Source organism: Candidatus Sulfidibacterium hydrothermale (genome assembly GCF_020149915.1).
GTDB classification, from domain to species: domain Bacteria; phylum Bacteroidota; class Bacteroidia; order Bacteroidales; family F082; genus Sulfidibacterium; species Sulfidibacterium hydrothermale.
This window is the reverse complement of the sequence record NZ_CP083760.1, coordinates 1657592-1679358: the sequence shown is the minus strand read 5'-3', so window position 1 is coordinate 1679358 and position 21767 is coordinate 1657592. Positions and strand designations below refer to the sequence as shown.

Below are 21767 nucleotides of genomic sequence, written 5' to 3'. Positions count from 1 at the left end.
AACAAAGCCATTGCTGGTTAATCCGTTCGGCCATGACGCAATTACAAATTCCGGGACGTGTAGAAATGCTCAGGGTTCTTCAGGCCTTCGTAGTGGAGAATGCAAAAATTTACCGGCTGCCCAAATCACTTTTGGAGCATCTGAAACTGGTTTCCGAAGAAGCTTTTTTACATGTTCTAAAAAATTCTTTCCAGCCTGACGACATTTCCGACATCAAAATTTCCGTTGAAGTTGACCACCTTCACTTCAGGCTTTCTTTTTTCGACAAAGGGCTTCCTTTCGACAGCTCGCTGATAAAAGAATACCATCCGGGAAACGACATCAGCACCTTAGACACCGAAGGAATGGAACTGTTTCTTATCAAGCAGTTTGCCGACCGGGTAGAATGGATTAACCACGGCGCCGAGGGAAAAGAATTCAGGTTATCGTTTGAACTGCCACAAAAAGACATCATCACGCTTCTCGAAGGGAAAAAAGAAAAAAAGGAAGAACCGGTAGCATCACTCAAAGATATCGAAATACGAACTTTTCAAGATGGCGATGCCATTAAGATTTCGAGAGCCATTTACCGGGCATACGGCTACACCTATCCCAACGAAGACATGTACTATCCCGAAAAAATTGCAGCACAAAATAAAAACGGCACCCTGATTTCGGTAGTTTGTTACGACAAAAAGCGACAGGAAGTAGCCGGCCATTATGCGCTGGAGCGTCCTTCGCTGGGGCCGGTGGCCGAAAGCGGACAAGCGGTGGTTTCACCGGCATATCGCGGATTTCATCTCATGGCAAAAATGCGAACGCTGCTCGAAAAAAAAGCACGCGAACTCCAGCTCGAAGGCATCATGTCGCAACCGGTAACCACCCATGTCTTTAGCCAGAAAGTAAACGAAGGCTTTGGTTCCAAACCCTGCGGGTTTTCTTTCGGACTGGTCCCCCAAAAGCTAAGCTTCCGGAAAATTAGCGATTCGTTATCACAACGCGAAAGTTGCATGCTCTATTTCCAGCCCTTGCGAAAAAGAGAAAGGATACTTTTTATTCCTGAAAAACACCGCACGATCATCGAAAAAATCTATCATCACTTTAATTTACCTTTTCGCCAGGGGAAAATGGCTGTACCATCCGGGAAAAACGGACGTGTACATTACAACTATCACGCCGATTGGGGTTTTGGAGTAATTGCCGTGGACGAAATTGGCGAAAACAATCTTTACGAAATCAAACAGGCTTTATTTAACCTGTTGTTTACGCTAAAAGCGGATGTCATCTTCTTGTACATTCCGTTGGAAGATGCGGACATTACCCATCTTGTCAAAGCCATTGAAAAAGAGCGATTCTTTTTTGCCGGTATCACGCCATCTTTTTTAGACGGACGCGACGTGATCCGATTTGAGTACCTGAACGGATTTATCGATTCATCGAAAATTAAAATTTACAGCCAGCAGGCCAACGAAATCTTTCAATACATTTTGCAACAAAAAGAAAAAACGTTGCAATGATAGAGCTTTTTAGACATAACACTGTTTTTTTACGGTTCTGGATAGCTACAGTAGCATCGCAGCTTGCCTCGCGCATGCATTCGCTGATACTCATCTGGATTGTTTTCAAGTGGACTCACTCGGCCTTTATTGTGGGAATTGCCATGGTAGCCGCTTCGCTGCCGGCGGTTCTTATCTCGCCTTTTGCAGGCAGCCTGGTGGATCGTCACAACAAAGTGGCCGTGATGATGATCGCCGATTTTTCGCGATTAATCATTGTACTGATTTTTGCTTTTCTTTATCATATTCAGGTATTAAACACCCAGTGGTTGGTTATAGGCACCATTGGCATTTCGTTGGCTTCAGCATTTTTCAACCCGGCTTCGCTGGCCGTAATTCCATCGCTGGTAAAAGAAAACCAAATTACACAAGCCAACGCCATTGAGCAAATCAGCGGCAGTGCCAGTGCCATTATCGGCCCGTTGTTCGGCTCGGCCATCATTGCCACTCTCGGGGTTACCAACGCTTTTATCGGAGCCGGCGTCATGTTCCTTATCTCCGTACTCTTTTTATTGAACATCAAAGACCTACAACAATCCACAAAAAAAATCGCCACCGGTATGCTCGAAGACATCAAAACGGGTATCCGGCTGGTAAAACAGCATGCCATTGTTCATAAAATGATTTTTAAAATGGCTGTGGTTAATTTTTTCTTTTCCTCGCTGACCATTATCATTCCCATTGTTGCCAAAGCCGATGTTAAAATTATTGCTTATCTGATGAGCGCTTTGGGTGCCGGTATGCTGGTCTGCTCGCTGGTCCTTTCGGGGAAAAATTTCTCTTTTAAGCCCAAAACACTTCTTTCGGTTTCATTTGTTATGATGGGCGCCTCATTTATTGCCGCCGGTTTTACACCGCATCTCATCCCCATGCTTTTTGAAATATTCACCATCGGCTTTTTCCTGAATGTCTTTAATATTACACTGATCTCTTTGTATCAAATGCGGCTTCCGAGCGAGTCGCTTGGAAAAATCATGTCGTTAATTATTGCGGTTTCTCTTTCGCTACAACCTATCAGTTACGGTGTTATGGGAGTTGTTTTAGGATATATCGGCACTTTTTGGACATTTTTTATCAGCGGAGCCATCATTTTGTTAAGCGCCATTGGTGTTTACCGTCTTAAAGAACTAAACGAAAAAGAAACGATTAAAATTCAATAACATGGACAAATTTGAATTTTTTAATAATGTTCGAGAAACCGTGCCTGGATATAAAGACTTTATTTCCGGTCATCCCATCCACTCAGAAGCCGATTGGAACCGAATACCGCTAACCAACAAGCAAAATTATTTATTGCACTATCCTGTCAACAAACTCATCCGGGAAGGAAGCTTTAAAAAATGTTTTTTAATCGGTGCTTCCAGCGGTTTTTCCAAAAGCGGAACCGTATGGTGGCTCAAACAGTCGGAAGACGAAGGAGCTTATATTGAAAAAGTAAAAGAACTCTTTATCCGGGATTACCGGGTGGACAAAAAATCTACTTTGGTCCTTGTTTCGTTGGCACTAGGAACCTGGATTGGCGGCATGCAACTGGCCTGTACGCTGAGAAGCCTTGCCGGCAAAATGGAGGGCATCGTTACTGCCACTCCCGGTATCGACCTGAACGAATCCATCCGGCTTGCCAAAACTTTCGGTAAAATGTTTGACCAAATTATCTGGATTACCAACCCGTCCAGTATCAACATTATTTATGCCCGGCTAAAAAAAGAAGATAAGGAACTGCTAAACGGAAAAATCTTTTTTCCTGTGGTAGGCGAATATTTTACAGAAAACTTCAGAGAAAAAATTGCGGAAAATTTTGGCCACAGTACCGACAATGTCTATGTGGTAAAAACAGGCTACGGTTCAGCCGATACGGGCGACCTCGGCATTGAAAGAGAATCGACCATTCGCTTGCGAAAATTTCTCAATCGCCATCCGGAACTGTCCGAAAAACTGATGGGCGACAAAAATCCGCCCATGTTTTTCGAAAAAAGCCATCAAGCTTACATCGAAACCATCAATGGAAATTTAGTGGTTACAAAAGACCAGTTTATTCCGCTTGTCCGATACAATACCCACGATACAGGCGGGCTGATTAAAAAAGAAACCTTCCGGGATACCGGAATTGATCCGGCACTTTACAATGCGCTTCCTGACGAAATACTGTATGTTTTTGGACGGACGTCCGATTCCGTAATTTTTTACGGAACCAACCTGAATATTTATGCCAGCGGCGATTACCTTAACATGTTGGATACCAGCTTCTCCTATGGCGGACTTTATGAAGTAAAAGTAACAGAAGAAAACGACATACAGTTTGTGGAATTTACCATTTATGTACTCGCCCCCCGCAAAGAGCTGTCTGAAAAATACCGTCAAGCGCTTATCCGGTTTCTGAAAAGCTCTTCCAATGAATTTAATGCCAAATATGACAGGCTGAAAGCGGCCGCTGGTCAAGACCTTATTCGGGTAAAGATTTTACCTGTAACCGACAAAAACCTGGCACAAAAACACCACACCATAAAAAACTAACATGTTTCAACATTTATCAAATAAAGAAGCCCTGGAAAAAGCCACTTCGGTTTTTCGGTATGCCAAAGAGCACTCCGCTTTTTACCATGACAAATTTCAGGCAATCCCAGAGGCTTCAACTTATGACAGCTGGCAGAAAATTCCTATCCTGACCAAAGACGAGTTGTATAACAACAGTTATCCTAAATCAACCCGTATGCTCACCCTGAAACTACCACTGGAAGGTACTATTATGACTTCCACCGGCGGTTCTACCGGGTTGGCCCGCTATACCATGCTGACCTATGACGAATGGAACCGGTTTTTGGAGCGTCAGGCTGAAGCCTTGCGGCTAATGGGGATATCCGAAAAAGATGTGGTAGCCAATCTGTTTGTAGCCGGCAGCCTGTGGCCGTCATTCATTGCCCTGCACGACAATATCCGGCTGATTGGCGCCAACCATCTACCCATTTCTGCCAACATCGATTTCGACAAAATGCTGTTTTACATTATGGAATTTAAACCAACGGTATTACTGAGCCTGCCTACCGTTTTTGTGATTCTCGCTGACAAAATATTACAGCAAAACCTGAATCTTGATTTTGTAAAAATTATCGGCTATGCTGGTGAACACATGAGTGATATGATCCGTAATCACGTACATAAAGCCTTTGGGAATCAGGTTAAAATAGAATCGCTGGCCTATACCAGTGCCGACTGCGGGCTCATTGGTTACCAATGTGACCATTGCGATTCCAATGAGTATCACCTGGCTTCAGATCTTCAGTTTGTAGAACTTTTTAATTTTGATGAAAACCGGGTATGTAAACCGGGGGAAACGGGCGAAGTACTGGTTACCAATCTTGAACGCCTGTCGCAGCCTATCATTCGCTATCGTTTGGGCGATGTGGCAGAATGGACCGGAAAACCGTGTACCTGTGGTGATAAAAATCCTACTTTCCGCATTGGAGGAAGAGTGGGCGATGATTTTAAAATTGGGGGAGCCTATATCTCCATGGACGTAGTGGAAAAATCCTTTTCCGATTATGTTTCCACCCACGGTATCAGCGCCAATTACCAGTTTGTTTTGGAAGACATCGCCAACGGAAATCTGAAAATTGATTTGCTCATTGAGTCGTCTGACCCGGAAACATCAGCTAAAATGGCTGAAAAAATCAAAGAAAATATTGAAGCCAATATTTCCGATATTGAAGAAGGGGAAAAAATGGGGCTTGTTTCGCTGAACATTCAATTTCTAAAACTGGGAACATTACCGCGAAGCCCCATCACCGGCAAAGTAAAACGATTAAATGACAAAAGAGTAAAATAAATCAGTTTATGGAAAAGGATATCATAGTCAACAACAAAAAAAGTTTTATATAACGTCTGTAAAAACAAGGAAACAAAATATAAACCCATGAAATATCTGGATCAATTATTCGAAATAAAAGATGCGCTGAATCACACCGAAGAGACCGACCGCATCTTTCTCGAAGCGGTAAAAGAAGCTTTTATGTTTCATTACACCCACAATCAAATGTATAAAAACCTGTGCGACGCCGAGCATTTCGACATCAACACGGTAAAAACCACCGACGACCTTGCCCGCATTCCGCATCTGCTGGTGGAAGCATTTAAATGGTACGATTTGCTTTCCATCGACAAATCGGAAGTGGAAGCCACGTTTACGTCCAGCGGCACCAGCGGACAAAAGAGTCATATCTCGTGGGACAAAGCTTCGCACCAGCGCCAGACACTCATGCGCGAACGCATCATCGAGAGTTACGGACTGAAAAGCGACAAAGAAGTCAATTATCTGATTTTTGCCTATTCGCCGGCGGTATCCGAAGGCAAGGGAGCCGCTTATGCCCATCAGATGTATTCGACTTTTGCCCCCACCCACAAAAAAGTTTTTGCCATTGATGCCGACGAGCAGGGCAAAGCTTTTTTCAGCGAGAAACGTTGTGTGGAAGCCTTTTCCGATTTCCAAAAAGACGGTATTCCGTTGCGGGTCATCGGCTTTCCGGCTTTTATTTACGATACGCTTTTGTACATGCAGGCCGAAAACATCCGGTTTCAGTTTCCCGAAGACAGCCTGATGATTATTGCCGGAGGATGGAAAACCGCCGAAAAAAAATCCATTCCTTTCGATGAGTTTGCAATGCTTACCGAAAAATATCTCGGCATCGGCGAAAGCCGCATCCGCGATGTGTACGGATTTGTGGAACACGGCGTTCCGTACATTACCTGCGAACATCACCATTTTCATGTACCCATTTATTCGCAGGCTTTTGCCAGAAAACCCGGCACTCTCGAAGTGCTGCCCGAAGGCGAAAAAGGGCTGTTGCATGTTATTTCGCCTTACAACCTGGCCCAGCCGGCCCTGTCCATCCTTTCTACCGATTATGCCATCATCCGGTCACAGTGCCCTTGCGGACGAACCGGAAAATATATTGAGCTGAAAGGCAGAGCCGGACTGAAAAAACATGAAGGCTGCGCCATTACGGCCACCGAACTCTTAAAAGCAACCCACGAACAACAAAAACATTAAGGAGGCAGAAAAATGAGCATGGAATTTTATATTTTCGGTGAAATAGTAAAAACCGACCAGGTTACCGAACAAGAGGTACACGACATTGTCAGCCGGGCCAAAAAAATGAAAAAAGAAGTGGCTCAGCTAAAGGTGGACACCATTATCGAAATCTTTGACAAAGTAGCCGACGCCTGGCGAAACGAAGATTATCCTTACCGGAAAACCGCCCTTGAATTTTTGCCCCCGCGCATCGGCTTCAGTAAAGAGATGATTGCCGAAGGCATCAAAACCATGTGCTCGCTTTTAAGTCGCGACGGCATGCTGACACGCCTGAATGCAGATTTGGGCGACAAAGATTATCTGAACCAGTGGACTTACAATCCCTATTTTAAAGGATACATCAAAACCGAACCACTCGGCGTAATTACCCATGTTTCGGCCGGCAATGTGTTTGTCGGCGGCGTGGACAGCCTGATTCAGGGGCTTGTCAGCAAAAACGTCAACATCATGAAAATGTCCACTGTTGACCCCGTTTTCCCGGTACTTTTCGCTAAAAGCCTGCGCGATTTCGACCACACCGGACTGTTACACAAAGCCATGGCACTTATCAACTGGAAAGGCGGCACCGAAAGTATTGAAAACATCCTGAAACAACAGTGTGATGCCATTGTTGCATACGGCGGCGCCGACACCATCCGGTCGTACCGAAAAAACCTGGGACTGCACTGCAAACTTATCGAATACGGCCCCAAATACAGTTTTGTAATGGTGGACAAAAACGAGCTGATGAAAAAAGGCATGGACGAAGCTGCCCGCCTGATTGCCCGCGATGCCATCATGTGGGAACAGTCGGCCTGCTCGTCACCGCACACCGTTTATGTGGAAGGCAAAGAAGAAGCGCACGCCATGATGACAGCCATTGGAAAAGCCATGGACAAATGGGCCGAAAAAATCCCACAAGGTGTAGTGTATGAAGACGAAGCCGTGGAAATTACCAAAGTGCGCGAGCTGGCCAAAGTAAACAAAGCGTTTGGTGAAGACGATTATTATTTCTGTAAAAACGGCCTTGCCACTGTGGTTTATCAAACTTCCAAAGAGTTCCAGATTTCGTGTCACAACCGGACTATTTTTGTCAAACCCGTCGATACACTCGACGAAGTGATTCAGATTGTGGAACCCATGGGCCAGTATATCCAAACAGTTTCTATTTTGGCCGACGACGAAAGAGCCAAAGAGCTGGCCCGTCAACTGGCTCTTGCCGGTGCCGACCGTTTTGTGGAAATCGGGCGCATGGCCGTACGGAAACACGGCACTCCCCACGATGGTTCCAAAGGGATTGCCGAACTGGTTCGCTGGGTATCGCTGGGTCGCAACCATCTCGAAGGCGGCTGGTCAATCGAAGGTTTATGGAAAAAGTACGACCCCACCAACGACGGTTTCGATTTTCTTCCCGACGAAGAAAGAGATGCCCTGACCCTGCAACGGCTGAAACGAGTGGTGGACATTGTCCGCGACAAATCGCCACTGCTTTCCAAACGATACAAAGGCATCACCTTCGACAGTTTTGAAAGTTTCAGAAAACTGCCGCTTTTAACCGGCGAAGATTACAAAACCTACCTGCCGCCGGCCGGCGAAGGCTTGCTAACCGATGAAATAAAAGGAGGTTACATTTTCTCAAGCGGAGGCACCACCGGCAAACCCAAAAGTGTGTATCGTACCGCCGAAGAACAGCACTTTAACACCGTACGGCTTGGCAAAGGGCTGTTATTATCAGTTTTCAACAAAAACGACCGGGTGGCCAACCTGTTGTTTGCCGGCAACATGTGGGCTTCGTTTGTATCTTTCAATCAGGCGCTGGAACACACCGGCTGCACCATTTTGCCCATTGGCGGAAACCATCCCATGGAAACCATCGTGCAGAATCTGATCAATTTTAAAGCCAATGCCATCATTACCATTCCGTCGGTACTGTTATCGCTGGCCGAATACGTGCAAACCCATCACATCGACCTGAAAATCGAAAAAGTTTCGGTGGGTGGCGAGCATCTTTTTAAAGAGTCACGCGAATATCTGAAAAAAATTCTCGGGGTAAAAATCATTGCGTCCACCGGATACACCACCAACGATACCGGCGCTATTGGCTACCAGTGCGAACATCTTGTGGGTACGTCGCTGCATCATGTACACGAAGATCTCCACTATGTGGAAATACTCGACCCCGAAACCAACGAACCCGTAAAACCGGGCGAAGTGGGGAAAATTGTGGTTACCAACCTGCAACGCACCCTTTTGCCGACCATCCGCTACGAAGTGGGCGACCTGTGTCGCTGGGTGGAAATGGATTGCAAATGTGGTCGTAAAACACGGGTATTGGAACTGCTTGGCCGCAGCGACGACATTGTCATCATCGGCGGCGGAAACATCACCCCCGATGTCATTGCCAAGGCCATTTATCCGTTCGATTCACTTAGCTCTCATTTCCAGATGGTTGTAAAACTCGAAAAAGGAAAAGACGCCTTGGACGTGATTATCGAAGCCAAACAAGATACCTTTGAAGACATTGCGAAAGAGGTAAGAGACGCCATTTTGAAACTTTCAAAGGAATTACTCGTAATGGTCAACAATAAACTGATACACGATGTAACGGTACATATTGTTAAACCCAATACACTGCCGAGAAATCCGAAAACAGGAAAAATAGTTTTGATAAAAGACGAAAGAAAACTTGCGTGATGGTAGAAATTGAAAAAAACGAACAACTGGTCATTAAGTTCGGCAAGCGTTTAGATGCCACCAATGCAGAACAAACCGCTGAGAAAATAGGTAAAGAGCTGGAAAACTTAGACAAAGATATCATGCTGGATGTCAGCCGGATGGAATACATCAGCAGTGCCGGATTGCAGGTGGTTTTAAAATGTGCCAAGGCTGCCAAAGCCGCCGGAAAAGAAACATATCTTCACGGGGCCAAAGGCAACGTGCTGGAAATTTTCAGACTTTCCGGCTTTTTAACTTTTTTGAAAGCGGAATAACTCACGTGATGGACTTTAACCTGCATACGCTCGACGATGCTTTTGCCGAAATCGACAAACATTGCCAAAAGCACCACCTGCCCGAAACGGTGTGTTACAACATCCGGCTGGTGTGTGAGGAGCTGATTATAAACCTGCTCAAACACACCACTGCCACCAGCTATCATTTAAATCTTTCGCAGGAAAACGGTCTTACACTCATCCGTATCGGCTATCAGGCAGACGAATTTAATCCGTCCGTCGTTCCGGAAAAGAAAAACAAGCCGGTGGAAGAAATGGAATACGGGGGTCTGGGATTGCTGCTGGTCAATTCGCTGGCAAAAAAAATACATTATCATTACGATCCAAAACAATCGCTCAATGTTATCCAAATCACCCTTTAAAATCAAAAACATCCAGCGGAAAATTGTTTTTTACATCGTGGTGATCACCATTCCGATGTTTCTGGGCTCGTTGTATCTTGTACAGGATTTTGTTACCAACGAACTTACCCGGTCTGAGTTCAGGCAGGCTAAACTCATTAACATCAGTACATTAAACAAAATAGAAAGTTTTTTGGACAGCACCAGTGCTTTTACCATAAAAGCGGCTTACATGATTACTTCCGATCCGGAAAATTACCGGAAAGTACTCCCTTTTTTAAAAGAAAACGTACGAAAAAATCCGCAGGTATTCGGTTCGGCCCTTGCTTTGGAACCCACCGGTCCGCTAAAAAAACGCTATTGCAAATATTTTTACCGCAACCACGATTCTATCCGCGAAAAATGGCTGATGCTCCCGGAATATGACTATCTGCATTATGCCTGGTACTACAAAGTAAAACAAACATTAAAACCCTCGTGGAGCGAGCCTTATTTTGACAAAGGCGGCGGCGAAGTATATATGAGTACCTACTCATATCCTGTCTTCGACCTGAAAAAACACTTCCTGGGCGTGGTAACCGCCGATGTGGAACTGAACACCCTGTCGCGCGAAATACAGCAACTGGCCAAAAACAAATCGGGACATATTTTTCTGGTTTCCAAAACAGGCTTTCTGCTTTCGCATCCTAACCAGCGTTTTAACCTGAAACAAACCATTTTTAAATATGCCAATTACATCGGTTCGAAAGAGCTGAAAAAAGCGGCCCACGACATGGTCAACGGCAAATCGGGAGTGTACAGCATTTACCTGCCCGACGGAAAATACACCCTGTACACCATGTACATAAAACAAACCGATTGGTCTATCGGTATCATTCTGAAAAACAGCACCTTATTCAAACCATTAAAACAGCTAAAAACCAACCTGTTGTTTATCACAGCTGCCGGTATCTTACTGATTTTAATCATGGTTACCATTGTATCAAACCAGTTGAAAAAAAACGTGGCCCGCGAAGAACGCATCAAAAACGAATTTATGCTGGCCAGCCGGATTCAGCAACAGTTTCTTCCGAAAAAAAGAGAGGTGGAAGGACAAAAATTTGAACTCAGTGGCGTAATGATTCCGGCCCGGGAAGTGGGCGGCGACTTTTACGGTTATAAAACGATAGGAGAAAAAATTATTTTTTATGTCGGCGATGTTTCCGGAAAAGGCGTTCCGGCTTCGCTGTTCATGATGGCATCGCAAATGCTTATTGAAGATGCCATTGACGAAAAATGCAACCCGGCATTTGTACTCGACAAAGTGAACCGGAAACTATCGGAAATTATTACTACCGGTATGTTTGCCACTATGATTGTCGGCATGATCGACCTGAAAACCAGAGAACTGACATTTTCTGTGGCCGGGCACCCGCCATTTATCATCAACACAAACGGAGCCGTATTTTCACCGGTAACAGTTTTTGCCCCGCCCATAGCGGTTTTTAAAGAACAAACGTACCAAAACAGCCAGATTACACTAGGGGAAAATACAACCATCGTAGCTTTTAGCGACGGAGTTAGTGAAGCCGAAAATGCCCGGAAGGAATTATTCGGAACCGAACGAATTGCCCGCTCATTACAAAATATTCAAACATTGAATGCCACTGCCATTAAAGACAAACTGATAAAAGACATCCGGGCTTTTGTTGACGGACAGGAACAAAGCGACGACCTGACTATCGTTGTGGTGAAAATATAAATAGCCAGACGGATTACTTTTTGTGAAGCACTTTCTTTAAATTTTTCACACCGATTTTTGCCGTCTTTTTTTCTATTGCACTTTTTGGAGGCAACGGAAACAGGTAATATTCATTATCCTGCCTGTTTTGCACTATAAAATAGGGATAATAATCCGACAGAAAGGAATAAGGAACAGAAAGTCCTACCACCCGGTTTGAGGTAACAAAAGGCTTTCCACCATACTCCTTTGAATAAAAAATGATGTGTCCTTCCGTATGCAGCAAATCAATATTCAGTATATCCTTTTTCTTTTTCCGCTCCATCAACAGTTTTACCCCAACCTCCGGGGTATCTTTATCATAATATGTAATTTGAGCTGTACGCTTTTCCACCGGAATTTTAACCCTTTCGCCAAATTTTGTTTCATATTGGTAATGTTCAAAAGAGCGTTCATTTCCGTATTGATCCATTTTCCAGATTTTGATGGCTTTTACCCCGCCATTTTCATCATAACTTTCACGTACAGACTTTTGGTAAACTGTCCCCACAAAGTCTGACCGTACCGATTTTTCTATCAGCCGGCTACTGTCGTAATACAACCGAACGGTAAGGTTTCCGTTTTTATCATACATTAAAAGCGTGTAATTTCCGTTCTGCGGTTTCCCGCCTAACACGACATAATCTTTGCGTATCAATCGGTTTTGATCATCATACTTCAGTTTTAGATAAGAATCTACAATATTTTTGTCGGCTCCATACTGAATGTAAGCCGTAAGCAGGGTGTCGTGCAGGTAAATAGAGGTATCGCCCCAGATAACCGAACCGTCACCACGATAAACCACTTCCTGCACTTCGCGAGCGGCACGGTTGTATGCATGCACCGATTTTTTAGTCAACCGCCCGGTAGAATCGTATTGGAGATACTGCAGTGTGTGACCGGCGGCATCTCTTTTCCATATTTCTCGGCTTAAATGTTTTCCTGTAGCATTGTAGTGATCTTTTTCTATAAGATTTCCGTTGTCATCATATTTCCATGTATAACGGTAGCCGCGTTTCTCATTATTGGGCCGGAAAAAATCTTCCACTACCAGGTTCTGATGATTGTATTTTTCAATTTCCATCAATTCATTGTCATCATAATCGTACCGCTTAAGGGTATAATTGTCCGGATACTTGTATAACCACATTGCAGGCGAAAGCTTCTTATGCAAACGGCTGACACCGTCCGAGTCAATAGGCATATTAAGTCCGATATCCACCCGGTTATTTTTGTAATGATGCAAATACCTATCATAAAATTTGCTGGTATCGTTTTCCGGAGCCTGTTCAAAAAGAACCCGGCCTTCCTTGTCACACAAATACCAGTTCAAAATTTTTACACTTTTCGGCTCATAATGTTCAAATTTAGGCTGAAAATCCTTATATTCTACTTGTTTATAAAGCCTTACCGGACCTTTTAAATCATAATCCGACCGCATAAAAAGTCCGATTTGTCCGTAAGCTGAAGATAACAACAACCCCATTGCGGAAACAAGAAAAATCCGCAACCCACTTAAACTCAATTTCATATACAATGTTTTAATCAGGGAAAATTTTGGGTTTAAATATAGAAAAAAATTGAAATGCTTAACGAACTGTTTTATCGACAGATAAAAACAACTATTCAAAATGGCTAATTCCTATTTTAAATGTACTGAAAATATCTTTGTTTTATTGCCCATTTCCGCTGCATTCATGATGTGCAATTACTAAAAGATAATGTTCGAAAAAAGATACCCATTGTGGGGGCCTCCCGAAACGGGCCGGCCTGCCCGGCTGCGTCATTCAGGCGGGGTTTCCTGGCGAGACAATAAAGGAACAAGAAAATGAAGAACAAAATGGTATATACCTGACAATAAAGAACCTGAAAATATATTTGTCGAATAGAAATTTTTCCGGTTTAAATCATTGCCCCCCTTTGGGGTTCGGCTTCCCGTTATTTTCATCCCACGGGTGAAACCCGTGGTTAATCACATAGAATCCCTTTGGGATTCCGTAAAACCATTCTGGAGGAGGGAAAAATCATAATGAATATATGGCAAAAGCCTTTTCCTTCATCAAAACCCTGATGGTATCGTATCAAAACAGGAATGCGCTTTCAAAATAAAAATCAAAACCAAATTCTGCGGATTATTTCATTAAAATTTAGAACAAACAAATCTTTAAGTAAAAACAAATCGCCAAAAGCCAAAATAACAGCATGTCATACCTGTCATTTTTTTGTTATTTTTACCGCCGATGAAAACCATGAAAAAATTTTACCAGAAGCAAAGTCGGATATCAAATTCATAAATGAGTACTTAATAACTGTTTACAGCATCAAAAAAGAACAGGATTTATATTTTTAAACTTTTAAACGTTTTTGGTCAGATTTTACTATAAAAGTATTATTTTTGCCGCTGCAAAACGAAGATAGGCACAAAACAGAAATCGGATATAAAAAAAACAAAACATGAGTAACAAAAAAGCAATCGTATTACAAGCCGTCCGCGGTCTTAAGAAAGGCCGGATTGTTTTTCTGTTGGCAACCGCAACGGTACTTTTGTTGCCGTCGGGAGCAAAGGCACAGCAGCAGGCAGTCAGGCTGAACCTGTCAGCAGCCCTCGACAGTGCCCTGCAAAACAACGCCCGCATCCGCCAGTATCGCGAGAAGGTGGAACAGAAAAAATACATGAAAAAATCAGCCATGGGCAATTTTTTCCCGACGATAAACGTCAACGGCGGATTTACCTGGCTGAGTCAGAATGCTGAGATCAACATGGACATGTTCAAGGCATCGGTTGACAACATGATGATCGGTTATGCCGACATGATTGGTAAAGGATTACAGCTTTCGCCAACTGCCCAGCAAATACTGGTACAAACGGTTTCGAACGTAAAAAAACTGCCGGCGGTAAATCTGGAAATGGACGCTCAAAATTTTCCCAACCTGAACTTCACCCTGTTTCAGCCAATTTTTACGGGTGGAAAAATCATTGCCGGGAAAAAATTTGCCGAAGCCGATTTATCTTATTCCAACGAAGATTTACGTAAAACCGAAAACGAGATCATTAAAGAAACCATCGACCGGTATTATGCCATCGTGCTGTTAAAAGCGGTGGTCAATGTACGCAAACAGGTGGTGGCCGGCATGAAAAGGCACGAACGCGATGCGGAAAAAGCCATCAAGGCCGGTCTGATTCCGCCCTATACCCGGCTGCGGGCACAGGTGGCGGTAGCCAACGCCCAACGCGATTTAACCGACGACGAAAACAAGCTGGAACTGGCCAAAATGGCATTGAAAAACAGCATGGGCCTCCGTCCGGATGTCAATATTGAAGTCACCGACACTTTACATTTTCAGGTATGCCCGCTTAATCTGAGTCAGTTACAGGCGGAAGCCAAAACATCCCAGCCGGTGTTTCAAATGATTGAGGAAAAGAAAAACATGGTAAAACAGAAACACAACCTGGAAATGGCCGAATTCATGCCTCAAATCGGGGCATGGGGTACTTACAGCCTTTTCCGTGATAAGTATCCGGTTATCCAGCCGCCTTTTATCCTGGGTGTACAAGCTAAAATCAATCTTTTCCACGGCGGCAAAAAATTCAACGATCTGAAAGCTACCCGGCATCTGGCCAAAGAAGTGGAAGCTGCTGAAGAATATACCCGGCAACAAATCAATCTGTGGGTGGACAAATCGTACCGCCAGGTACTGAATACGCAGGACCGTTATCATAAGCTGCAGCCCACTATTGCCATGGCCAAAAGAAACTACGTCATTACCGAAAAGCGTTTTCGCGAAGGCATGGCCAAATCCATCGACGTAATTGATGCGCGCCTGCTGTACGAAAAAGCTCAAATAGAAGCCTATCATACGCTTTATGAATACTATGTGGCCCTGAGCAATCTGTACCTGGCCACGGGTAATCCGCAAAAACTGACCGATATTTTAATTCATCAATAATTTAAAAAAGAACTTACAAAAATGAAAAAGGACAAAAGTTTTCTGGCATTAAGTGTTCCCGTCATCATCATTATTGCCGCTGTTATTTTTCTTACTGTTCATCATAATGCACCGCAGAGCAAAGTTTTTACCGGCATGTTCGAAACCACGACCGTGAATGTGGCTTCACTGGACCCCGGCCGGATCGACACCATTTTTGTGGACCTTGGCGATCAGGTAAAAAAAGGCGAGTTGCTGGCCCGCCTCGAAACCAATATTCTGGAAACCAAAGTCGGACAGGCCAAAGGCGCTGTTGTAGCTGCCGGTGCAATGGTTGAGAAAGCCAAAGCCGGAGCCCGCAAAGAGCAGATAAAAGCAGCCGAAAACAAATACGGCATGGCACAAAGTCAGTTTGAATTTGCCCAAAAAACCTATCGTCGTTTTCAGGTACTGTATGCCGATTCCATCATCTCACAGCAGGAAATGGATGAAATGAAATTTAAATACAACGCAGCCAAAGACCAGATGAAAGCAGCTAAAGCCCTGTACGACATGGCTTTAAAAGGAGCACGAAAAGAAGACATCACGGCTGCCGAAGGACAATATGAAATGGCCAGAAACAAATACAACGAAGCCATGGAATTTTATCACCAGCTCAATGTTTATGCCCCCGCATCGGGCGAAATCAGTGATAAAATTGCCGAACCCGGCGAAGTGGTACCCCAGGGTTATCCTATCCTGACCATCATGATTCCCAAAGATATCTATGCTGTTCTGAATGTCCGCGAAGACCGGCTTCCCCTGTTCAAAAAAGGCAGCATTGTAAAAGGTAAAATTCCCGGACTCGGCGGAAAAAGCTTCGATTTTAAAGTTAGCTACATCGCTCCTATGGCCGACTTTGCCACTTGGGTTCCCACCAAGTCAAAAGGCGAATTCGACATGAAAACTTTTGAAATTCATCTGAAACCGGTACACCCGATTAAAGGGCTGCGTCCCGGCATGAGTATCGAAATCCGTTTATAAATACCGTTTCTTTTTTAACCTGAACCGGAAATTTTTTAATCGACATTACCATGATTTTAAACAGATGAACATGCCTGCTTTCATAAAGGTTTTTTTGAGAGAAATGAAACGGATCGTTACCGGTCATTCCACCCGGTTGATTCTGTTTTACATTCCGCTGATTGTCTTTCCGTTGCTGGCGCTGATTTATCAGAAAGGGGCTTTGCGGGATATTCCGGTAGCCGTTTGGGACCAGGATCACAGCGATTTGTCGCGCATGGTCACCCGCTTTATCGACGCTTCGCATACCCTGAAAGTAACCGATTACCTTTCGGCATCCGACAATCCCGAAACCTTTTTTCCCACCCATCGCGAAAAAGCGGTCTTTCATATTCCGAAAGGCTTCAAACACGACATCATGAAAGGGAAAAGTACACGCATTCAGGTATTTACCAACAGCTCAAACATTGTTTTCGGGAATATTCTTTTGCGTGAAGCATACACCATTGCAGGAACCGTCAACGGCGGTATTTTGCTAAAAAAATACAAAGCATCCGGATTGACCAACCGGCAGGCCATGATCATGGTGCAGCCCATCAAAGTACATACCCATTCGCTTTTTAATCCTTATTACAACTACCTGTATTACCTGGTTCCGGGACTGCTTACCGTTTTACTGCAAATGGTAGTCTTTTTTATTTCAACGCGGGCTTTTAATTCGGAAGTCAACAACGGCACTTTCGACGAGCTGGTAGCCGCTGCGAACGGAAAACCACTGAACATGCTTACCGGAAAAGCTCTGGCTTATCTGCTGACCGGACTTTATGTTACCGGACTTATTGCCCTGATTTTTATGATTTTTGGCATCCCTTTCCAGCAAAAAGAAGGAGAACTGTTGTTGCTATTTGGTTACTTTACACTGGTAAATGTTTTCCTCGGGTTCATGCTTTCGACCACCATCCGCGATGAGATTCTCTCGCTGGATGTGGCGTTTTTGTATAACTCGCCGGCTTTTGTCTTCAGCGGTTTTACGTTCCCCATATTTGCCATGCCGTTTATCAGCAGTTCCATTGCACAGTTTATCCCATATACCCATTTTCTGCACGCATTTTTTAAACTGTATCAGTTCGGGGCCCCGCTGTCGTTTGCCGCACCCGATTTTTACCGGCTTACCCTGTTCCTTGCCGTCGGATTTGTCACCAGCTACATTGCCCTGCATATCAAGCTAAAACAAAAGTCTTTCAACCCAAAAACTTCGTTGCAACATGGTTAAAAGAAACAGCTTCATACAAGGACTTTTGCACGAAATGCACAATGTCATCAACGACCACAGTGTGCTGCTGACGGTTTTGCTGGCACCATTGGTTTATGTTTTTTTGATGGGATCGATTTATCAGAAAAAAGAAGTAAAAAAGATTCCTTTTGCCGTGGTAGATTACGACAAAACCCCGACGACACGGAATTTTACCCGGCTGCTCTCGGCCAGTCCGGCCATCCGGTTAGTCAGCCAGCCAGCTACCTACGAAAAAGGCAAAGCCGCCTTGTATTCCATGAAAGTACAGGGTTTTCTGGTGTTTCCGAAAGGTTTTGAGAAAAAGCTGCTCAAAGGCGAAGGCAGCGATGTAAATCTATATCTGAACACCACCCGGTTTTTACCATCCAACGACCTGAACAGGGCGGTAAACACAGTATTTATGACGGTCGGAGCCGGAATCAGGCTGCATGCTTACGAAGCCAAAGGGATGAATCCAAAATACGCCATGGAACTCATCAATCCGGTGTTGGCCGATGTGCATCCGGTGTATAATGCCACCAACAATTATGGCGATTATCTTTTACCCGGACTTTTGTTTCTGATTCTTCAGCAAACACTGCTTATCGGGCTGGGCGAAAGCTTTGTACGCAGCCGCGAAAAAGGAAACCTGCAGGAAGCCCTGCGAGGAAATGCGACAGACATTTTCGGCTGGTTTGGCGGCCGGGTAAGCTATTATCTCTTTTTGTATGCTTCTTACATTTTATTCTATTTCGGCTACGCATTTCACTTTTTGGATATTCCCTTACGGGGAAGCAAAACAGCGCTGTTTGTAATCAGTTTGTTGTTTTTGCTGGTGGTCATGATCTATACCATGCTGGTGGCTTCGTTCAGCAAAAAGCAAATCCGGATTATGGAAGCGCTGGCTTTTACAAGTTATCCGTTGTTTCTGCTGTCGGGATATTCGTGGCCGGTGGATGCCATGCCGGCACCTTTACAATGGCTGGCCCGGATCATCCCCACCACGCCCATGATGGACGCCGTAACCAAGCTTTGTGCCGAAGGTACCGGCTGGGGCCCCATACTCAACGACATCTTGCAGTTGCTGGTGATGCTGCTCGTTTCTACCCTTTTGTTTTACTGGCGAATGGCCGTGATGAAAAAGAAACTGACGGCTGTAAAAGCCCCCGTTGAAATATCCTGATTTGTAAAAAGGCTTTACAATTTCATATTTTAACAACAAAAATATTCCGGCATAAAGATCTACTTCTCCGGGGTTGTAGTTTTTGGCAATTCTTTCACATAAATATCCTGCTGGGGAAAAGGAATAACAATTTTGTTTTGTTCAAATTCATCGTTAATGGCAAAACGCAAATCACTGTTTATATTTTTTACACGAAAAGACCGGGTTGTCCAGAAAAAAAGATGAAATATCAAGGCAGAATCTCCAAAGTCTTCAAACCGGACAAACGGTTTAGGCGATTTGCTGATTGCCGGATGCGCATCGGCTACCTTCAATAGTATTTCCCGCACTTTTTTAACATCAGAGCCATAGGCAACGCCTACTTCCAGCTTAAACCGCGTCTTTTTATCAATTGTACTCCAGTTGATTACGTTTTCGCTGATCAGTTTTGAGTTGGGAACGATCACAATCACATTATCCCGGGTTTCCACTTTTGAAATTCGCAGGTTTATTTCTTTTACTGTGGCAATAATATCATCTTCCAACTGGACCACATCACCCACTTTTACATTTCCCTCAAACAACAAAAAAAGACCGGAAACCACATCATTGAATATTTGCTGAACACCAAGGCCCAATCCGACAAGCAGAGCAGCCGAACTGGCGATCAAATAATTAATATTGAAACCTATGGTTTGCAAAATGATGATAATGGAAAGCACCCATACAACATATTTTATGATCTGATAAATAGACGCTACTGTCCCCTGCTCTACCCGTTTTACCATACGGGCAAAAAATATCTTTTTAACAAAACGTAAAAACAGCCAGGTAGCCACAACAATGATCAACGCCATAAGAATACTGTAAGGCGTCAATGTAAAATTGGAGAACTCAACCAGGTGATATTCTAAAAATTTTTTCATGAGTTTATCAAATTTTGTCTTTCACTTTCTCTCTGCAAAAAGAATAAAAAATGTACTCCGTAAAACGGTTCTACGGAAACAATTTACGTATCGTGTTGTTTACTGTTTTATCCTTTTTTCAATATATTTCGAATTCATGATCCGGAGCAATCCCATATAGTCCAGTTTAAACTCTACCAGATCGCCAACTTTATAGTTTTTCTTATTGTCACCAAGATCGATAACGATCATATCCGAACTTGCTCCCGCCAATTTTAAACTTTTATCCGTCAGTTCAAGGTGATCGGTTTCCGTATCAAGGAGCCCCAAATCGATAATTGCCCGATAAGACGTTTCTCCGATATTTTTCTGGTCAAACTCAAAGCTCTCACCTTCAACATTTGTCCCCATTTCACCCATTGGCACAACCGGTTTTTCAATCAACTCAATAATCTCAGAATGCAGTTTAAAAACATCAGAATACATCTTTTTAAACTTCCGGTTATTATACACATCCGTACCCAGAAATAACGTTTCGCCTACTCTAAAATGATTAATCCCTCTGGGCAGAAGATTTTGAAAAATCAAAGGTATTGTCACCGAAGAACCGCCGGAAACATAAGGAATCTTTTTATTAAACTTTGCTTCGATTAATTGCTTATACAGGCTTAACTGAATCAATTTGTCATGATTGGGCAGAACACCGTACAAACAGGATAAATTAGCGCCAATCCCAATCACATCAATATTTTCCAGCTCAAAAACATTTTTGTAAAAATCAATGATATCTTCTCCCAAAACGCCTTCTCTCAACTCGCCCAGTTCGATCATGATAATGATCTTATGCACTTTGTTTTGCTTTTTGGCTTCTTTTGATAACAGTTTGATGGTCTCGATCTCTGTATTCATACTTACATCGGCAAACCGGACAATTCCCGGAATGGAACGTTTTGCCGGAGGTTTTATGTAAATGGTTTCAATTTCAGGACGAATGGATTTAACGACCCGCAAATTGGAAACCCGGGAATCGCAGATTTGCCCCATGTCAAACTTCAGTAATTCATCAAGATACGTCTTGTTTCCACACAAAACTTTCGACACTACCGACCATTGTATGCCATTCTTTTTAAAAAGTGTATTGAGATAATCAAAATTTGATTTCAGTTTTTTTACATCTAATGTTATAAAAGCCATTATTTCTCCTTTTTATATCGCATTTCTATATATTTACTGGTAAATCCAAATTTCTCATATAAATGCCTTGCCGGATTTTCAGGTTCTACGTGCAATGCAATACTGCCTTTTGCCAAATCAATGGTTTCTTTCATTAACAATTTACCAATGCCTTTGCCCCGGTGTTTTTTGTGCGTTGCGATATAAACCAGAATATTTTCAGGAATATAATCTTTCATCCCCGTTTCATTCACTACAACCACTCCAGACAGCTCATCATCTAAATAAGCAGCCAAAATAAAACCGCCGAAAGAAGGCACTTCTTTCATAGCATAGTCAATGGCCTTTTCTATCTCAGAACGGGGATCGCCATACTCTTGCAAATGAGTAAATAAAAAATCAGTCAAAGCTTTCTTTTCTCCTGAGTCGGGTTTGTTTACCGCATTAAAAATTTTTGTTTTAATCATTCTTCAGTCCTTTTTTTATTAAAAAATCATTATCACTACCTACTGTAAGGTTTTTTTTTGAAATACACAAATCTTTTTCTTTTTATCCTGAAAACAATCGATTTCCTGCTTCGCCATATCCCAATAACAGACTGATTCACAGAAAAA

18 protein-coding genes are annotated in these 21767 nt (G+C 43.4%); 14 read left to right on the top strand and 4 right to left on the bottom strand.

Going from position 1 to position 21767, the window contains the following annotated elements; all coding sequences use genetic code 11:
• Positions 1 to 32: 32 nt before the first annotated feature.
• The 9 genes from LA303_RS06555 to LA303_RS06515 all read left to right on the top strand — a co-directional run bounded on the left by LA303_RS06555 (position 33) and on the right by LA303_RS06515 (position 11693).
• The gene (locus LA303_RS06555; protein ID WP_240524489.1) at positions 33 to 1496 is read left to right on the top strand and encodes an ATP-binding protein; all 1464 of its coding nucleotides are present in this window, start codon (positions 33 to 35) and stop codon (positions 1494 to 1496) included.
• Positions 1493 to 2695, top strand: a complete 1203-nt coding sequence (locus LA303_RS06550; RefSeq protein ID WP_240524488.1) for an MFS transporter — start codon at positions 1493 to 1495, stop codon at positions 2693 to 2695. Before LA303_RS06555 ends, LA303_RS06550 begins: the two co-directional genes overlap by 4 nt.
• Position 2696: 1 nt before the next feature.
• The gene (locus LA303_RS06545) at positions 2697 to 4049 is read left to right on the top strand and encodes a phenylacetate--CoA ligase family protein (RefSeq protein ID WP_240524487.1); all 1353 of its coding nucleotides are present in this window, start codon (positions 2697 to 2699) and stop codon (positions 4047 to 4049) included.
• A 1-nt stretch (position 4050) separates the two neighbouring features.
• The gene (locus LA303_RS06540; RefSeq protein ID WP_240524486.1) at positions 4051 to 5358 is read left to right on the top strand and encodes a phenylacetate--CoA ligase family protein; all 1308 of its coding nucleotides are present in this window, start codon (positions 4051 to 4053) and stop codon (positions 5356 to 5358) included.
• 87 nt (positions 5359 to 5445) lie between these two features.
• The gene (locus tag LA303_RS06535; RefSeq protein WP_240524485.1) at positions 5446 to 6579 is read left to right on the top strand and encodes a LuxE/PaaK family acyltransferase; all 1134 of its coding nucleotides are present in this window, start codon (positions 5446 to 5448) and stop codon (positions 6577 to 6579) included.
• A 12-nt stretch (positions 6580 to 6591) separates the two neighbouring features.
• Entirely contained in the window at positions 6592 to 9294 is a 2703-nt protein-coding gene (locus LA303_RS06530) for an aldehyde dehydrogenase family protein (RefSeq protein ID WP_240524484.1), read from the top strand.
• Positions 9294 to 9590 (top strand): STAS domain-containing protein, encoded by a 297-nt coding sequence (locus LA303_RS06525; protein WP_240524483.1) that lies wholly within the window; start codon positions 9294 to 9296, stop codon positions 9588 to 9590. Before LA303_RS06530 ends, LA303_RS06525 begins: the two co-directional genes overlap by 1 nt.
• 8 nt (positions 9591 to 9598) lie before the next feature.
• Complete coding sequence (locus LA303_RS06520) at positions 9599 to 9973, top strand: ATP-binding protein (RefSeq protein ID WP_240524482.1); 375 nt, start codon at positions 9599 to 9601, stop codon at positions 9971 to 9973.
• A complete protein-coding gene (locus LA303_RS06515; protein ID WP_240524481.1) occupies positions 9951 to 11693 on the top strand; it encodes a SpoIIE family protein phosphatase in 1743 nt (580 codons plus the stop codon). Before LA303_RS06520 ends, LA303_RS06515 begins: the two co-directional genes overlap by 23 nt.
• 13 nt (positions 11694 to 11706) lie before the next feature.
• On the opposite strand, the gene LA303_RS06510 is transcribed toward LA303_RS06515, so the two are convergent.
• Positions 11707 to 13242, bottom strand: coding sequence for a hypothetical protein (locus LA303_RS06510; protein WP_240524480.1), 1536 nt, complete (start codon positions 13240 to 13242; stop codon positions 11707 to 11709).
• 561 nt (positions 13243 to 13803) lie between these two features.
• Here LA303_RS06510 and LA303_RS06505 point away from each other — a divergent pair.
• From LA303_RS06505 to LA303_RS06485, 5 genes are all read left to right on the top strand, one after another.
• Positions 13804 to 14061, top strand: coding sequence for a hypothetical protein (locus LA303_RS06505; RefSeq protein ID WP_240524479.1), 258 nt, complete (start codon positions 13804 to 13806; stop codon positions 14059 to 14061).
• A gap of 104 nt (positions 14062 to 14165) precedes the next feature.
• Positions 14166 to 15659, top strand: coding sequence for a TolC family protein (locus LA303_RS06500; protein ID WP_240524478.1), 1494 nt, complete (start codon positions 14166 to 14168; stop codon positions 15657 to 15659).
• A 21-nt stretch (positions 15660 to 15680) separates the two neighbouring features.
• Positions 15681 to 16661, top strand: a complete 981-nt coding sequence (locus LA303_RS06495) for an HlyD family secretion protein (RefSeq protein WP_240524477.1) — start codon at positions 15681 to 15683, stop codon at positions 16659 to 16661.
• A 70-nt stretch (positions 16662 to 16731) separates the two neighbouring features.
• A complete protein-coding gene (locus tag LA303_RS06490) occupies positions 16732 to 17913 on the top strand; it encodes an ABC transporter permease (RefSeq protein ID WP_240524476.1) in 1182 nt (393 codons plus the stop codon).
• Positions 17906 to 19096: an ABC transporter permease gene (locus LA303_RS06485; protein ID WP_240524475.1), complete on the top strand. Its 1191-nt coding sequence runs from the start codon at positions 17906 to 17908 to the stop codon at positions 19094 to 19096. Before LA303_RS06490 ends, LA303_RS06485 begins: the two co-directional genes overlap by 8 nt.
• A 59-nt stretch (positions 19097 to 19155) precedes the next feature.
• On the opposite strand, the gene LA303_RS06480 is transcribed toward LA303_RS06485, so the two are convergent.
• From LA303_RS06480 to LA303_RS06470, 3 genes are all read right to left on the bottom strand, one after another.
• Positions 19156 to 20001: a mechanosensitive ion channel family protein gene (locus LA303_RS06480; RefSeq protein WP_240524474.1), complete on the bottom strand. Its 846-nt coding sequence runs from the start codon at positions 19999 to 20001 to the stop codon at positions 19156 to 19158.
• Positions 20002 to 20100: 99 nt separating this feature from the next.
• Positions 20101 to 21174, bottom strand: a complete 1074-nt coding sequence (locus LA303_RS06475; RefSeq protein ID WP_240524473.1) for an alanine racemase — start codon at positions 21172 to 21174, stop codon at positions 20101 to 20103.
• The gene (locus LA303_RS06470; RefSeq protein ID WP_240524472.1) at positions 21174 to 21620 is read right to left on the bottom strand and encodes a GNAT family N-acetyltransferase; all 447 of its coding nucleotides are present in this window, start codon (positions 21618 to 21620) and stop codon (positions 21174 to 21176) included. Before LA303_RS06470 ends, LA303_RS06475 begins: the two co-directional genes overlap by 1 nt.
• Positions 21621 to 21767: the final 147 nt, after the last annotated feature.

Coding starts and splice junctions, on each gene's coding strand:
- LA303_RS06505 (WP_240524479.1), top strand. CDS start 13,804: ATGCGCTTTCAAAATAAAAATCAAAACCAAATTCTGCGGATTATTTCA.
- LA303_RS06475 (WP_240524473.1), bottom strand. CDS start 21,174: ATGGCTTTTATAACATTAGATGTAAAAAAACTGAAATCAAATTTTGAT.
- LA303_RS06515 (WP_240524481.1), top strand. CDS start 9,951: ATGTTATCCAAATCACCCTTTAAAATCAAAAACATCCAGCGGAAAATT.
- LA303_RS06480 (WP_240524474.1), bottom strand. CDS start 20,001: ATGAAAAAATTTTTAGAATATCACCTGGTTGAGTTCTCCAATTTTACA.
- LA303_RS06545 (WP_240524487.1), top strand. CDS start 2,697: ATGGACAAATTTGAATTTTTTAATAATGTTCGAGAAACCGTGCCTGGA.
- LA303_RS06495 (WP_240524477.1), top strand. CDS start 15,681: ATGAAAAAGGACAAAAGTTTTCTGGCATTAAGTGTTCCCGTCATCATC.
- LA303_RS06510 (WP_240524480.1), bottom strand. CDS start 13,242: ATGAAATTGAGTTTAAGTGGGTTGCGGATTTTTCTTGTTTCCGCAATG.
- LA303_RS06525 (WP_240524483.1), top strand. CDS start 9,294: ATGGTAGAAATTGAAAAAAACGAACAACTGGTCATTAAGTTCGGCAAG.
- LA303_RS06485 (WP_240524475.1), top strand. CDS start 17,906: ATGGTTAAAAGAAACAGCTTCATACAAGGACTTTTGCACGAAATGCAC.
- LA303_RS06520 (WP_240524482.1), top strand. CDS start 9,599: ATGGACTTTAACCTGCATACGCTCGACGATGCTTTTGCCGAAATCGAC.
- LA303_RS06490 (WP_240524476.1), top strand. CDS start 16,732: ATGCCTGCTTTCATAAAGGTTTTTTTGAGAGAAATGAAACGGATCGTT.
- LA303_RS06500 (WP_240524478.1), top strand. CDS start 14,166: ATGAGTAACAAAAAAGCAATCGTATTACAAGCCGTCCGCGGTCTTAAG.
- LA303_RS06535 (WP_240524485.1), top strand. CDS start 5,446: ATGAAATATCTGGATCAATTATTCGAAATAAAAGATGCGCTGAATCAC.
- LA303_RS06555 (WP_240524489.1), top strand. CDS start 33: ATGACGCAATTACAAATTCCGGGACGTGTAGAAATGCTCAGGGTTCTT.
- LA303_RS06530 (WP_240524484.1), top strand. CDS start 6,592: ATGAGCATGGAATTTTATATTTTCGGTGAAATAGTAAAAACCGACCAG.
- LA303_RS06540 (WP_240524486.1), top strand. CDS start 4,051: ATGTTTCAACATTTATCAAATAAAGAAGCCCTGGAAAAAGCCACTTCG.
- LA303_RS06470 (WP_240524472.1), bottom strand. CDS start 21,620: ATGATTAAAACAAAAATTTTTAATGCGGTAAACAAACCCGACTCAGGA.
- LA303_RS06550 (WP_240524488.1), top strand. CDS start 1,493: ATGATAGAGCTTTTTAGACATAACACTGTTTTTTTACGGTTCTGGATA.